General features: G+C 53.2%; 12 protein-coding genes and 3 pseudogenes. 3 read left to right on the plus strand and 12 right to left on the minus strand.

The window, feature by feature from the left end; translation table 11 throughout:
* Nucleotides 1–117: 117 nt before the first annotated feature.
* From osmV to ACQ29O_RS10620, 10 genes and pseudogenes are all read right to left on the minus strand, one after another.
* Nucleotides 118–1,266, minus strand: a pseudogene (osmV, locus tag ACQ29O_RS10575) (osmoprotectant ABC transporter ATP-binding protein OsmV).
* On the minus strand, nucleotides 1,266–1,913 hold the full coding sequence (gene osmW / locus ACQ29O_RS10580; protein ID WP_000379683.1) for an osmoprotectant ABC transporter permease OsmW: 648 nt from the start codon (nucleotides 1,911–1,913) through the stop codon (nucleotides 1,266–1,268). The pseudogene osmV and the gene osmW overlap by 1 nt, the downstream one beginning before the upstream one ends.
* Nucleotides 1,914–1,922: 9 nt before the next feature.
* Complete coding sequence (gene osmX, locus ACQ29O_RS10585; RefSeq protein WP_001211193.1) at nucleotides 1,923–2,825, minus strand: osmoprotectant ABC transporter substrate-binding protein OsmX; 903 nt, start codon at nucleotides 2,823–2,825, stop codon at nucleotides 1,923–1,925.
* A gap of 28 nt (nucleotides 2,826–2,853) precedes the next feature.
* Nucleotides 2,854–3,563, minus strand: a pseudogene (gene osmY / locus ACQ29O_RS10590) (osmoprotectant ABC transporter permease OsmY).
* A 304-nt stretch (nucleotides 3,564–3,867) separates the two neighbouring features.
* Nucleotides 3,868–4,481, minus strand: a pseudogene (gene dmsD, locus ACQ29O_RS10595) (Tat proofreading chaperone DmsD).
* Nucleotides 4,482–4,523: 42 nt separating this feature from the next.
* Nucleotides 4,524–5,381, minus strand: coding sequence for a dimethyl sulfoxide reductase anchor subunit family protein (locus ACQ29O_RS10600; RefSeq protein WP_000534697.1), 858 nt, complete (start codon nucleotides 5,379–5,381; stop codon nucleotides 4,524–4,526).
* Between the two features lies 1 nt (nucleotide 5,382).
* Nucleotides 5,383–6,000, minus strand: a complete 618-nt coding sequence (gene dmsB / locus ACQ29O_RS10605; protein WP_000213062.1) for a dimethylsulfoxide reductase iron-sulfur subunit DmsB — start codon at nucleotides 5,998–6,000, stop codon at nucleotides 5,383–5,385.
* Nucleotides 6,001–6,010: 10 nt separating this feature from the next.
* On the minus strand, nucleotides 6,011–8,446 hold the full coding sequence (ynfF, locus tag ACQ29O_RS10610) for a selenate/tellurate reductase subunit YnfF (protein WP_000705279.1): 2,436 nt from the start codon (nucleotides 8,444–8,446) through the stop codon (nucleotides 6,011–6,013).
* A gap of 98 nt (nucleotides 8,447–8,544) precedes the next feature.
* Nucleotides 8,545–10,983 carry a selenate/tellurate reductase subunit YnfE gene (gene ynfE, locus ACQ29O_RS10615; protein ID WP_020976729.1) on the minus strand — a complete coding sequence of 813 codons (2,439 nt, stop codon included), beginning with the start codon at nucleotides 10,981–10,983 and terminating at the stop codon, nucleotides 8,545–8,547.
* Nucleotides 10,984–11,139: 156 nt separating this feature from the next.
* Nucleotides 11,140–11,448, minus strand: coding sequence for a DUF1161 domain-containing protein (locus ACQ29O_RS10620; protein ID WP_000975516.1), 309 nt, complete (start codon nucleotides 11,446–11,448; stop codon nucleotides 11,140–11,142).
* A gap of 103 nt (nucleotides 11,449–11,551) precedes the next feature.
* Between ACQ29O_RS10620 and ACQ29O_RS10625 the strand changes: the two genes are divergently transcribed.
* A complete protein-coding gene (locus ACQ29O_RS10625) occupies nucleotides 11,552–12,262 on the plus strand; it encodes a YnfC family lipoprotein (RefSeq protein WP_000743121.1) in 711 nt (236 codons plus the stop codon).
* Between the two features lie 40 nt (nucleotides 12,263–12,302).
* Here the strand turns inward: ACQ29O_RS10625 and speG are convergent, their stop codons facing one another.
* A complete protein-coding gene (speG, locus tag ACQ29O_RS10630; RefSeq protein ID WP_000199997.1) occupies nucleotides 12,303–12,863 on the minus strand; it encodes a spermidine N1-acetyltransferase in 561 nt (186 codons plus the stop codon).
* Between the two features lie 35 nt (nucleotides 12,864–12,898).
* Nucleotides 12,899–13,240, minus strand: a complete 342-nt coding sequence (locus tag ACQ29O_RS10635) for a DUF1283 family protein (protein WP_001066440.1) — start codon at nucleotides 13,238–13,240, stop codon at nucleotides 12,899–12,901.
* 151 nt (nucleotides 13,241–13,391) lie between these two features.
* On the opposite strand from ACQ29O_RS10635, the gene ACQ29O_RS10640 reads away from it, so the two are divergent.
* Together ACQ29O_RS10640 and rspA are read left to right on the plus strand one after the other, a co-directional pair.
* Nucleotides 13,392–13,718, plus strand: coding sequence for a YnfA family protein (locus ACQ29O_RS10640; RefSeq protein WP_000921389.1), 327 nt, complete (start codon nucleotides 13,392–13,394; stop codon nucleotides 13,716–13,718).
* Nucleotides 13,719–13,839: 121 nt separating this feature from the next.
* Nucleotides 13,840–15,054, plus strand: a complete 1,215-nt coding sequence (gene rspA / locus ACQ29O_RS10645; RefSeq protein ID WP_000706266.1) for a starvation-sensing protein RspA — start codon at nucleotides 13,840–13,842, stop codon at nucleotides 15,052–15,054.
* The last annotated feature ends 9 nt before the right edge of the window (nucleotides 15,055–15,063 follow it).

Here is a 15,063-nt window from a genome sequence, read left to right on the forward strand (position 1 = left end):
TTTCAGGATAGCCTATTCTGCGGGGAAATGGCGTCAGACGCAAAAGCACTATGTGCGATATAATATTGCGTACAATAATGATACTGCCGGATAGCGAGAGGCCATCCGGCGGCAACGTTAGCTGCTTTCGTGAATATTTAGCGCCCGACGCGTGCGGCCTGAGCTGAGATAATCGGCGATGTAATCCTGAGAGATTTCACCGTTATAGCGTCCGTCTTCATCAACGATCGGCATCCAGCTAGTATTACTTTCGTACAATCTGGACAGCACAATACGCAGATTATCTTCCGCTTTGCCCGTAATACGGAAAGGATGGGTGATATCGGCGCAGATTCCGCTGGCGTTCCGCGCTTCCCGGCGCTTCACAAATCCCAGTGGCTTACCGTCGTTGTCAATGACGGTAATGGCGCGAATATCGTGATCATCCATAATGCCGAATGCCTCGCTTAACGGCATGGAAGGCCGCGCGGTAATGGTTGGCTGTTGGTCGGTAACATCGCCCGCGGAGACCAGTAGCAAACGCTTTAACGTTCTGTCCTGACCGACAAACGACCCGACAAACTCGTTAGCCGGTTTGGCCAGCAGTTCATCAGGACTGGCGCACTGTACAATTCGCCCCTGACGGAACACGGCGATACGGTCGCCGAGCTTTAGCGCTTCGTCGATATCATGGCTGACCAGCATCACGGTCTTTTTTAGCTTACGCTGCATATCCAGAAACTGGTTCTGGATCACTTCGCGGTTAATGGGGTCCACCGCGCCGAAGGGCTCATCCATCAGCAGTACCGGCGGATCGGCGGCCAGAGCGCGGATCACGCCAATACGCTGTTGCTGTCCCCCGGACATCTCCTTTGGATAGCGATGCAGAAATTTTCTGGCATCCAGCGCCACCATGTCCATCAACTCTTCGGCGCGTTGCTTGCAGCGCGCTTTGTCCCAACCCAACATGCGCGGCACAACGGTAATATTTTCTTCAATCGTCATATTAGGAAACAGGCCGATCTGCTGGATAACATACCCAATATTGCGGCGTAGCGTTACCGTATCCATATCGTTGGTATTCTCGCCGTTGATAAGAATATTACCGCTGCTGGGCGCGATCAGCCGGTTGATCATCTTTAACGTGGTGGTTTTGCCGCAGCCGGAGGGACCGAGTAAGACGCACATTTAGCCTTCCGGCACGTTCAGGTTGACGTTGTCGACGGCTTTTAGCGGCTGACCCTTTTTCTGTACAAATTGTTTGGTGAGATTTTCCAGTTTTATCATTATCGTATCCCCTTAGGTGTCAGTACGGCTTGCAGACGATGCAACAGCCAGTCAAGTACAATTGCCAGTAGACAGATCATTAGCGCGCCGGCAATTAACATGCGAATATCGCTGCCGCTAATGCCGTTTAACAGTAGCAGCCCCAGACCACCAGCGCCGATCACCGCGGCAATCGCCATCACGCCGATATTCATCACTACCGCGGTGCGGATACCCCCGAAAATAACCGGTAGGGCCATTGGGATTTCGACCCAGCGCAGCCGTTGCCAGAAAGTCATACCGATGCCGCGTCCCGCTTCACGCAGACCGGGCGGCAAACTATCAAGCGCAGTATGGGTATTACGGACAATCGGCAGTAAAGAGTAGAGAAAAACGGCCGTCACAGCGGGCAGAACGCCAATACCATGCCCGATCAGCGAAAAGAGCGGGATCATTAATCCAAACAGCGCGATAGACGGAATGGTAAGAAGTAGCGTGGCGGCGCCCAATACCGGCATTGCCAGCCATTTGTGGCGTACAATCAAAACGCCTAACGGTACGCCGATGATAATCGCCAGACCGACGGCCAGCGCGACCAGCCAGAGATGCTGAAAGGTAAGGCTGGCGAGATAGCCTGCATTATTCAGCATATAATGTATCGTATCCATAGGCGCTCCTTACAGCAGACCTTTGTCCTGCAAAAATTGATGGGCTACCTGTTGCGGCGTGCGATGCTCGATATCGACCTGGGCGTTTAGGGTCGATATCACATCGTTATTGAGCAGGCCGGAAAGGGTGTTTAAGGCGTCATCAAGGCCAGGATTGGCTTCCAGCACCTCTTTACGCACCACGGGCGTGACAGCGTAACTTGGAAAGAAGCCTTTATCATCTTCCAGCACTTTCAGATCAAACCCTTTCACCCGTCCGTCGGTGGTATAGACCAGCCCGGCGTCAACCAGCCCATCCCGAACGGCGTTATAGACCAGCCCTGGGTCCATCTGTCGTATTTGCGGGCGATCAAGCTGCATTTGGTAGGCTTGCTGAAGGGGCTTCATCCCATCGCTGCGCCCGGCAAATTCCAGATCGAGACCGAGCATCCAGTTGTGGTCAGGATCGTTCTGCCGGACCTGTTCGATTTTTGCCACCATTTGCGAGATGGTGGTGATATTTTCCGACTCGGCGCGTTTGCGCTGCATCGCGAACGCGTAAGTATTGTTCATGTCAGCCGGTTTGAGCCATACCAGGCCCAGCTTCGCATCCAGGCGTTTTACCGTGTCGTAGGTTTCCTGTGGACTCATGCGCTTATCGATACGGTTGAAAATAATCAGCGATGTACCGGTGTATTCCCAGGTAATATCAATTTGTTTATTCACCATCGCATTACGTGAAATCACCGCGGCGATATTGGTTTGCGGCTGAACCTGAAAGCCTTTCTTCTGCAAATACTGAACGGTCATAGCGGAAAGAATATGCTGCTCGGTAAAGCTTTTGGTGGCGAGAACCAGCGGCGCGGCCTGCGTCTGGCTACTGAACAACAGCGTTGCGGCAAGCCATCCCAACAGGTGTTTTTTGAATCTCATTTAACGCTCCTTATTGTTATTTATGCGTTCAGACGGTATGAGGGCTAAGGCGTCGCCCAAACCAGGCAAGCAGAGTGTCAAGAATCAGCGCGAATAACGCCGTGGCCGTTGCGCCGAGGATCAACGTCGGAAAATCGTTGAGATAAACTCCCGGGAAAATCAGCTCGCGTAGCTGCTAGCGCCGATCAGAAAGGCCAGCGGCGCGGTGCCGACATTGATGGCGGTCGCGATGCGAATACCGGACAGCATCACTGGCCACGCATTAGGTAGCTCTACCTGACGAAGCCGCTGCCATTTTGTCATCCCAATCCCATTCGCCGCTTCAATCAGTGAGGCGGGAACGGAACAGAGGCCCGCATAGGTATTGCGGACGATAGGCAGAAGGGAGGCCAGAAATAGCGCGACAATGGCGGGCGTATCGCCGATCCCGATAATCACCATCGCTAAGGCCAGAACGGCCAGCGGCGGCAAGGTATTACCAACATTAAAGATTTGCATGACATATTCAGCAAATCCTTTTGCCGCAGGTCGGCTGAGTAAAATCCCGCTCGGGATACCGACCAGTAAAGCAAAAAACATGGACGTAAAGACCAGCATCAAATGCCGTTGCCCGAGATACAGCAGATCGACCTGACGCGCTTTCAGCGTCTCCAGACCGATTCCCCAGATAAACAGCGCCAGTAACAGCAAAATGACGATAGTGAACCCAAGTACACGTTTTAGGGTGAGGGTGTGCATTGCGGTGTGTCTCCCTGTTTGCATGTGTTATGGCGACGTTAAGAGTCGCGTGTTGTTATGCCATGTTCCGGCAGGGTACTTTGAGCTATAGCAACAGGTTGGGAAGGATTCCAGCGAAGCGTGATGTTTAACACTATTAAACATCTATTAACAATTATGCTTTGCCCTTATGCGGCTTAGCGTAAACATTCACGATAAAGAATTATCTTAAAAACAGAAATGTAGTGTGACGTTGTCACTTTTTGTAGATAAAAATAGGCCGCAATGGGAGAAAAGGCAGGTAAAATCCTGCCTTTTGTGGGGATTAACGGAATAACGGTTTTACAGCGACGGGAATAATAAGTTGAGCTTGCCATTGCGCCAGAGTCAGACGCGCCAGTTGCCCCAACGCCTGATAAAACGGATGCCCGGCATGATCGATAAATACGTCCAGAAAGCGGGACGACCACGGAAACAGATGCCAGGCCAGGAGTTGTTCGCATTCATGATGACGATCATTCTCGGCAAGCCAGGCCGCCAGCAGCAACAGCGACCCAAAATGATCTTCTGGCTCGTTTTGTTGCATTTCAAACTGAATTCCGTTTTCGCGCATCCACTGACGTAGCGCCAGCGTAGAATCGCCAAATAATACGCTCTCACGATCCAGCCAGACGGAACCCCACGGCGGAGACGGCAGAGCGTAAGGGCCGATAAACAGACGCTGCCAGGCCTGTGGCAACGACTCTTCGCTGTGGGTCTTAAACATAGCCGCCACAGGCGCAAGCGCCTCGGCATCAAGCGGCCACTGCGCCTGCCAGTCGTCGGTTAAAGCGCCTGAACCAGAGGAGCGGTTTCGTGGCTTTCCGGCGAATAATAAAACAACGCGCCAAGAACACGCGCCGTTACTGAAAAATCATCACGTTGTAAAAAAGTGGTCATTCAAACAATCCCGAAAGGTGCGGGTCGCCCCGCACGCATAAATTAACCTGCGATGGCCATACCTACGGTCATATGCAGGCCATAAAAAAGTCCGCGGCCAATAATTTCTCCCGCCAGCACCAGCACGACACCGAGCAGCAAACCAACGGTATGCGGTTCGCGGCGACGGATTAGCGGACATAGCCAGCAGCCTAATCCGGCGGCAAGCAAGACAATGCGCCAGACCTGTAGCATACCGTAATCCGGCGCGAGATGGCTGGCCTGTTGCACGGAACTGTGAATGGTTGAGAGAGACAGTCCTTGTAGTACGATGACCGCCACGCACACCACCAATGCTAGGCCGCTAATACTGGCAAACGTCACGCTGCAAAATGGGACGCGCGCGATGCGTAGCAGTAGCGCCGCAAACACCGGGCCGCACAGGAATGCCGTGAGGAAAAAGGCCAGCGTGGTGTAGCCATTATACCAGGTTGGCACGGTATCTATCTGATAAACGAGCGTCATTGCCCAGATGAATGCAACGCCGAGCGCCATACTGACCAGCAGCCACACTTTACCCAGCGCCGGGGGCATTTTACCGAGTACCGCCACCAGCCACCAGATGCCGCCTACGGCAAAGAACACCGATCCTGCGGCGATTTCATTACTCAGTGCGGAAGCGCCTACGCGGTTAAGCGAGTTAAACGCGCGCATCGGCGAGCCGAGATGCATAATCGACGCGAGGAATCCTAGTCCCATCACCAGCCACAGAAAAAACATGCTACGCACGATGCGCTGACGGGCGATGGTATCGTCTTTTGCCGTCAGCCAGCCCAGTCCGCTAACGATTAACGCGCCGACCACGCACTGACCAAAGACCGTGAAGATCATCAACGGCCATTCATGCCATCCACTTCCCATCTTATACCTCCTTCGGATTGGCCAGATAACCGGTAGTGTCCCCGGTCGGGCGGCTGTTGGCGTTCGGTTTAATCACAATATTCGGCTTCGTGAAATGCGCGCGCGGCAACGGCGCGACGGCAGCCAGCTCTCCGTGTTTTTTACGCAGTTCGTCTATCGGGCCAAAGTCCAGCGCCCGCAGCGGGCAGGACTCCACGCAAATCGGCTTTTTGCCGTCGGCGACGCGATCATGACAGCCGTCGCACTTAGTCATATGACCTTTGGCGGCGTTGTACTGCGGCGCGCCGTACGGGCAGGCCATGTGGCAGTAGCGGCAGCCGATACAGACCTCTTCGTTCACCACCACAAAACCGTCATCGCGCTTGTGCATCGCGCCGCTCGGGCAGACTTTGGTACAGGCCGGGTCTTCGCAGTGGTTGCATGAAATGGAGAGATAATAGGCAAAGACGTTCTGGTGCCAGACGCCGTTATCTTCCTGCCAGTCGCCACCTGCGTATTCATATATCCGCCGGAAACTGACGTCGGGAGTGAGATCTTTGTAGTCCTTGCAGGCCAGTTCGCAGGTTTTGCAACCGGTGCAACGACTGGAATCAATAAAAAATCCATACTGGGTTGTCATCGGTTACTCCTTACGCCTTTTCAACCTGAACAAGATTACTGTGTGACGGATTACCTTTCGCCAGTGGGGAAGGCCGGTGCGACGTCAGAATGTTAATGGAGCCGCCGCGATCGACTTTGTCGCCAAACATGTCGGCATTTAACCAGGCGCCCTGGCCGATAGCGGTGACGCCAGGCAATATGCGCGGCGTGACTTTTGCCAGAATGAGCATCTCTCCATTCTGGTTAAAGACCCGCACGGTGTCGCCATGCTGAATGCCGCGCGCTTGCGCATCAATCGGGTTGATCCAGATCTCCTGCGGACACGCCTGTTGCAGGATGTCGATATTGCCGTAGCTGGAGTGGGTACGCGCTTTATAGTGGAAGCCGGTTAGCTGTAGCGGGTAGCGCTGACGAAGCGGATCGTCCCAACCGTCAAAGCCTGGCGTATAGGCGGGTAAAGGATGGATAATCTCATCTTTCTTCAGCTCCCACGTGTTGGCTAGGGTTGCCAGACGCTCGGAATAGATTTCGATTTTACCGGACGGCGTTTTCAGTGGGTTGGCGGCAGGGTCTTCGCGGAATGAGCGGAAAGCGACGTAGTGCTCCTCCGGGCATTTTTTCTTGAAAATCCCTGTCTGTTTCATCTCTTCGTAATCCGGCATTTCCGGGTTACGCGCTTTGGTTTTTGCGTGCAGGTATTTGACCCACTCATGCTGCGTGCGGCCTTCTGTGAAGGTCTGGTATACGTCCGGACCAAGCCGTTTAGCCACTTCACTGAGCGTCCAGTAAATGGGCTTTCTTTCAAATTTCGGCGAGGTGGTGGGCTGACCAAGAATGACATAGCCCATATTGCCTGCGGATTCGTGGGAAATCAGATCTTCCTGCTCGGTCGGCATTAAATCAGGCAGCAGAATGTCGCAATATTTTGCCGACGCGGTCATAAAGTGCTCGATGCCGACGATCATTTCACATTTACTGTCGTCCTGAAGCACCTCGTGGGTGTGGGCGATGTCGCCATGCTGATTGATCAGCGTATTACTGGCGTAGCACCACAAAAATTTGATCGGCACGTCGAGCTTGTCTTTTCCCCGCACGCCGTCGCGTGTGGCGGTCATTTCCGCGCCATGATCGATAGCGTCGGTCCAGGTAAAGACCGAAATCTGGGTTTTTACCGGGTTCTCCAGCATAGAAAACCATTCGACGCCCAGATCCCAGGTGCCTTCGCGCACGCCGGAATTACCGCCATTTATGCCGACGTTACCGGTGAGTACAGACAGCATGGCGATTGCGCGTGCGGTCTGCTCCCCGTTAGAGTGGCGTTGCGGTCCCCAGCCCTGGCAAATGTAAGCCGGTTTCGCCGAGCCGATTTCCCGCGCCAGTTGAATGATTTTTTCCGCCGGAATACTGGTAATCTGCGCGGCCCATTGCGGCGTTTTAGCAATACCGTCGTCGCCCTGACCCAAAATATAGGCTTTATAGTGCGCGTTACGCGGGGCCGAGGCGGGCAGAGTGGTTTCGTCGTAGCCGATGCAGTATTTATCCAGAAACGGTTTATCAATAAGATCTTCGGTAATCAGCACCCAGGCGATTGCCGCCGCCAGCGCGCCATCGGTACCAGGGCGAATCGGCAGCCACTCGTCTTCGCGGCCGGCGGCAGTGTCGTTATAACGCGGGTCAATCACGATCATCCGGGCGTTGGAGCGCTCGCGCGCTTGTTCGACATAGTATGTCACGCCGCCGCCGCTCATACGTGTTTCCGCGGGGTTATTGCCAAACATCACCACCAGTTTTGTATTGGCGATATCATCCGGACTGTTGCCGTCGTTGCCGCCGAACATATAGCTCATGGCCGCGCTGATTTGGGCGGTGCTGTAGCTACCGTAACGGCTGAGATAGCCGCCGCAGGCGTTCATCAGGCGATACGGTACGTTAGAATTGGTAATATTGCCGCCGTCCACGCCGGTACCGTAAAGGACATGTACCGCTTCGTTGCCGTAGTCCTTGAGGATACGTTTCAGGTTATCGCCGATGGTATCCAACGCTTCATCCCAACTGATACGTTCGAATTTGCCTTCTCCTCGTTTACCAACGCGTTTCATCGGATATTTCAGGCGATCGGGATGATTCATCCGGCGACGAATAGAACGGCCGCGCAGGCAGGCGCGTACCTGATGGTTGCCATATTCATCGTTGCCCGTGGTATCTGATTCAACCCAATATACGGTGTCATCTTTTACGTGTAGGCGCAGCAGGCAGCGGCTGCCGCAGTTAACGGTACATGAACTCCAGACCGCTTTTTCTGCCACATTGCCGGATGCGAGGTCTGCTGCGGCGTGTGCGATGCGGGAGAACGGAAGGGTGAAAGCGCTACTGGCAAGCGCAAGGCTACCGATAGCGGAGGTTTTCACCAGGCTTCGTCGGCTGATACTGGCCGCCATTAATGCCTCAGGGTTGGTGATTTTCATAACAGCTCACTATGCTCATCCAAAAAAGAGTTTTAAATGTCGTTGTGTTCGCAAAACGGGGAGCTCCGGGCGCGTAAAAACGTCCCGGAGCAGGCGGCTTAGATTTTTTCGATTTCCACCAGATTTGTATGTTGAGGATTCCCTTTTGCCAGGGGGGAAGGACGCAGCGTCGTGAGCGTATTGATGCAGGCGCCGTGGTCAATTTTATCGCCAGCCATATCCGCATTATGCCATGCGCCCTGACCCATCGCGCTGACGCCCGGCAGAATACGCGGCGTGACTTTGGCGGGTAGACGCACCTCTCCACGATCGTTAAAGACGCGAACCTTATCGCCATTCGCGATACCACGTTTTTGCGCATCGAGCGGATTTATCCACACCTCCTGGCGACAGGCGGCCTGCAGAACATCAATATTGCCGTAGCTTGAATGGGTACGGGATTTATAGTGAAAGCCAAACAGCTGTAGCGGGAAGGTGCTCCGCTTCGGATCGTCCCATCCTTCAAAAGTAGGGGTATAAATCGGCAGTGGGCTTATCACGTCGCCTTCCGCCAGCTCCCAGGTACTGGCGATGTGAGCGAGTTTGCTTGAGTAGATTTCGATTTTACCGGACGGCGTTTTTAACGGATTGGCCTGCGGATCTTCACGAAATTTTTTATAGGCGACAAAGTGGCCGTTGGGATCTTTGCGTTTATAGATGCCCATTTTTTTCAGATCGTCATACGCGGGCAATGCCGGATCTCTTGCCTGCATTTTGGCGTACAGATATTGCAGCCATTGCGCCTGTGTACGGCCTTCGGTAAACCGCTGATACACATCGTCGCCGAGGCGTCTGGCGATTTCGCTGAGTACCCAGTAGATGGGCTTGCGTTCAAACTTAGGCGTCGTCGCCGGTTGGATAAAAATCAGATATCCCATATTGCCGGCGTAATCATTGGGGATGATATCTTCCTGTTCGACGGTCATGAGATCCGGCAGTAAAATATCGGCGTACTTCGCGGAAGAGGTCATAAAATTGTCGATGACCACAATCATTTCGCATTTCGTTTCATCCTGAAGAATTTCATGGGTTTTATTAATATCCGAATGCTGATTAATCAGGGTGTTGCCAGCGTAGTTCCATAGAAATTTGATCGGGACATCCAGCTTATCTTTGCCGCGTACGCCGTCGCGCAGGGCGGTCATTTCCGGGCCGCGCGCAATGGCGTCCGTCCAGCTAAAGCAGGAGATGGTGGTTTTAACGGGATTCTCCAGGACCGGCAGACGTTCAATGGTAATGGTGTAAGTGGATTCGCGTGCGCCGCTATTACCGCCATGAATGCCGACGTTGCCGGTCAGAATCGGTAACATGGCGATGGCGCGAGCGGTTTGTTCGCCGTTCGCCTGACGCTGCGGGCCCCAACCCTGACAGATGTAGGCCGGCTTGACGCTGCCTATCTCGCGCGCCAGTTTGATAATCCGATCGGCGGGGATGCCGGTAATATGCGATGCCCACTGCGGCGTTTTGGCGATACCGTCCTCTCCCTGGCCCAAAATATAAGCCTTATAATGGCCATTGGGGGGCGCGTCAGCCGGAAGGGTCTTTTCATCGTAGCCGATGCAATAGTTATCGAGAAAAGGCTGGTCAACGAGATTTTCGTTAATCAATACCCAGGCAATTCCCGCCACCAGCGCGGCATCGGTGCCGGGGCGAATCGGTATCCACTCGTCTTCACGTCCGGCAGCGGTATCGGTATAGCGCGGATCTATTACGATCATGCGCGCATTTGAGCGTTCACGCGCTTGCTCCAGAAACCAGGTAATGCCGCCGCCGCTCATGCGTGTTTCAGCCGGATTATTGCCGAACATGACCACCAGTTTACTGTTTTCGATATCAGATGTGCTGTTGCCGTCGTTGGAACCATAGGTGTAGGGCATGGAGCAAGAAATTTGCGCGGTACTGTATGAGCCGTATTGATTCAACGAACCGCCGTAGCAGTTCATCAAACGCTTCACCGGCGAGGCGGCAGGCGACGAGCGGGTTATGTTGCCGCCTACGATGCCGGATGAATAGTGGATATAAACGGCTTCATTGCCGTAGGTCTCTACGGTCTTTTTCAGGCTGGCGCTAATGGTGTCCAGTGCTTCCTGCCAGCTAATGCGTTCAAATTTGCCTTCGCCGCGGCGGCCAACGCGTTTCATGGGATAGTTAAGGCGATCCGGATGGTTAATACGCCGACGGATTGAACGGCCCCGCAGGCAGGCGCGAACCTGATGATTGCCGTAGACATCGTCGCCAGTGTTATCAGTTTCAACCCACCAGACTTCATTATCTTTTACATGCAGACGCAGGGCGCAGCGACTGCCGCAGTTGACCGAACAGGCGCCCCAGACGATTTTATCTTCTTCGTTGCGCATAGCCTGCTGCACCGCCGCGGCCGCGGTACGCATCCCAAACGGTAAAGATACGCCTCCGGCAGCCAGCGCCAGTGAGCCAAGCGCCGCTGATTTCACTAACGTCCTGCGGCTAACGCCTGTTTGTTGCTTTTCTCCGGGCATCACTCACTCCATTGTCGTTATTATTTCGCTATATATTGATAACTATAACGAAATTATTAACATGCTAATGATGTAATGAGTTTACCCCTTTGGGAGTAAGGATTATTAATCCATGTCAAAGAGCGTTACCCTCCGGACCCGGAGGGCAGGAGGAGGTTATTGCGGTTCGGCGGATGAACCGTCCTGAGCGGGAGAGGTATTGGCTGGCGCATTGCCGCTGCTGGTGCGGGTATAAAGAATTTTATGCGTGTCGTTCGCGCAATGGCCCACCACCTGTGAGTCCGGCTGATCGGCCTGGTCGTTAGGAACGATAGTGAGCGTAAAATTATCCGCCGGCACGCCGTTATTGATGATACGTTGTTCAATATCGCTTTTTACTCTCTCGCACGATCCCGGTGCCGCCATCACCAGCGAGGGGGCGCTAACTAACGCCAGAGCGGCTATTGCAGTTGCGATTTTCATCATGAACTCCTGTGATTAATGACGATGTTCTAAGCTTAGCATTTTTCGTGTAAATAACTGTATTTGCTAATATGATGATAAATATCTTTTCATCCTGGTGATACGTGTGAAGAAACCCCTTTTACTGACGTTATTGTGCATGATACTGGCAGGTTGTGATAACCCGAAATCCCTTGAGTCTTTTACGCCGGAAATGGCCAGTTTTTCGAACGAATTTGATTTTGATCCATTACGTGGTCCGGTAAAGGATTTCAGCCAGACATTGATGAGTGAGAATGGCGAAGTGGCGAAGCAGGTCACCGGTACGCTTTCACAGGAAGGCTGTTTTGATACGCTTGAGTTACACGATCTGGAGAATAATACGGGGCTGGCACTCGTGCTGGATGCCAATTATTACCGGGATGCTCAGACGCTGGAAAAAAAGGTGCAGTTACAGGGGAAGTGCCAGCTGGCGGCGTTGCCTTCGGCGGGCGTGACCTGGGAAACGGACGACAACGGTTTTGTGGTATCGGCGACGGGCAAAGAGATGAAGGTCGAGTACCGCTATGATAGCGAAGGCTATCCGTTAGGTAAGACAACCATAAACTCGCAGAATACGCTCTCTGTGACGGCAAAACCCTCCGCGGACCCGCGTAAAAAGCTGGATTATACGGCAGTCAGCCGGGTGGATGATCGACAGGTCGGCAACGTCACACAGAGCTGCGAATATGATGCGTACGCGAACCCTGTTGACTGCCGGCTTGTTATCGTCGATGAGAGCGTTAAGCCGGCAGTGTTCCACCATTACACCATTAAAAATCGTATCGATTACTACTAAACCGGGCGCGGTGCGACTCTCCGTGACTACCGCGCCGCGTTTACTGCGCGGTGGGTTTCAGGAGCGTAGAACCGGACGTTTTATGTTCATCCAGATACTGCTGCTGGAAGATACACATGCGGATGGTGTTACGGTATTCGCCGTTAATGAAGAACTCATGAATCAGCTCGCCTTCTACTCTAAACCCGAGTTTACGGTAGATGTGAATCGCTTTTTCATTCTCTTTATCGACGATCAAATACAATTTATAGAGATTGAGTACGGTAAATCCGTAATCCATCGCCAGTTTGGCCGCGCGTGACGCCAGGCCTTTTCCCTGGTACTCCGGCGAGATAATAATCTGAAATTCCGCCCGCCGATGCACATGGTTAATTTCCACCAGTTCTACCAGCCCGGCGTTTTCACCGTCGCATTCGACGACAAAGCGCCGTTCGCTTTGGTCGTGGATGTGTTTGTCGTAGAGATCCGACAGTTCGACAAAAGCCTCATACGGCTCTTCAAACCAGTAACGCATAACGCTGGCATTATTATCAAGCTGGTGGACAAATCGTAAATCTTCACGCTCAAGCGGGCGCAGTCTGACCTTGTAGTCACTTGTCATACTGTATCCTTACACTTCCTTTTAGTTATCCTGCATTAGGGCGTAATAACGCGACCTGTACGACGATCCAGACACCGCAGCGTATTGGGCTCCCAATAGGCGTTGATGTTGGCGCTTTGCTCGCATTTATCGCGGTTATCAAAGGCGGCATCGGCTTTGTCCCACTCTTTTTCTGCGCGGGTATTCACTTTCTGGCGCAGACTGCGAGTGTCGTTCCATTGTTCCTTTTCCATAGCCGCTTCCTGACGACTTTGTGCGCTATCTCCCGATTCAATCACCAGTTTACTGGTTTCAGCGAATGCGGAAGTAGTATATACAACGGCCGCCAACGTAAGCATTGCCGTCAGGCACAGGCGTTTGCTCAGCGTATTGTTCATCACAACATCCTTTCATTAGAGGGGAAAAGCGGTAAACCACCTGTAAATTCTACACCAATCCTTATGCCTGGCATATACACAAGAATGGCCGGATAACCGTAACGATATTCTGTTGTATTATCACTTATCATTTCGTAACCAAATGAATCTCATGCTAAAGACGACTCTGCTTTTCTTTGTCACCGCCCTCTGTGAAATCATTGGATGTTTTCTTCCCTGGCTATGGCTTAAGCGCGGCGCCAGCGTGTGGTGGCTTCTGCCCGCCGCTGCGTCACTTGCGTTATTCGTCTGGCTTTTGACCTTGCATCCGGCGGCGAGTGGGCGGGTTTATGCGGCTTACGGTGGGGTATATGTCTGTACTGCGCTCCTGTGGTTACGTGTTGTCGATGGCGTCCGGCTCACGGTTTATGACTGGTGCGGCGCGCTGATCGCGCTGTGTGGAATGCTGATTATCGTCGTCGGATGGGGACGTACGTAACATTGCCGCGCGACCAGAACATTTTGTGATCTGGCAGCGCTTTTTACATTAATATACTTGTATGGTAGTAGCTCAGTTGGGTAAATTTCCTGCATCCCATAATGCGATGTAAGGAATAAAAATGAAGATTGTAGGGGCTGAAGTTTTTGTTACGTGTCCAGGGCGTAACTTCGTCACCTTAAAGATAACCACGGAAGACGGGATCACCGGTCTGGGGGATGCCACCCTGAACGGACGCGAGCTCCCGGTGGCCTCGTACCTTACCGATCACCTGTGCCCACAGCTCATCGGGCGGGATGCTCGCCGCATCGAAGATATTTGGCAGTTCTTCTACAAAGGCGCGTACTGGCGCCGTGGCCCTGTCACCATGTCCGCCATTTCCGCGGTTGATATGGCGCTATGGGATATTAAAGCCAAAGCCGCCAATATGCCGTTGTATCAGTTACTCGGCGGCGCTTCGCGTGAAGGCGTCATGGTGTATTGCCATACCACAGGCCACACCATCGACGATGTGCTGGAAGACTACGCGCGTCATAAAGAGCAAGGGTTCAAAGCAATCCGCGTGCAGTGCGGCGTTCCGGGGATGAAAACCACCTACGGCATGGCGAAAGGCAAGGGGCTGGCCTATGAGCCCGCGACAAAAGGCCAGTGGCCGGAAGAACAATTGTGGTCAACGGAAAAGTATCTCGATTTTACGCCAAAGCTGTTTGACGCCGTGCGTAATACGTTCGGGTTTAATGAACATCTTCTGCACGATATGCATCACCGACTGACGCCTATTGAGGCTGCCCGCTTTGGCAAAGGTATTGAAGACTATCGTTTGTTCTGGATGGAAGATCCGACGCCGGCTGAAAATCAGGCATGCTTCCGCCTCATCCGCCAGCATACGGTCACGCCGATTGCGGTAGGCGAAGTCTTTAACAGTATCTGGGATTGCAAACAGCTCATTGAAGAGCAATTGATTGACTATATCCGCACCACGCTTACCCATGCCGGTGGTATTACCGGGATGCGCCGCATTGCCGATTTTGCCTCGCTCTACCAGGTGCGTACCGGTTCGCATGGGCCGTCCGATCTGTCGCCGGTTTGTATGGCCGCTGCATTACATTTCGACCTGTGGGTGCCTAACTTTGGCGTGCAGGAGTTTATGGGCTACTCCGAACAGATGCTGGAGGTTTTCCCGCATAACTGGACGTTCGAGGGCGGCTATATGCATCCGGGCGACAAGCCAGGACTGGGCATTGAGTTCGATGAAAAACTGGCGGCGAAATATCCGTACGATCCAGCCTATTTGCCGGTGGCCCGCCTGGAAGACGGCACACTGTGGAACTGGTAAGGAGCGAAA

The sequence above is a fragment of the Salmonella sp. GDC200615 genome, assembly GCF_050574145.1.
Lineage (GTDB): Bacteria > Pseudomonadota > Gammaproteobacteria > Enterobacterales > Enterobacteriaceae > Salmonella > Salmonella enterica.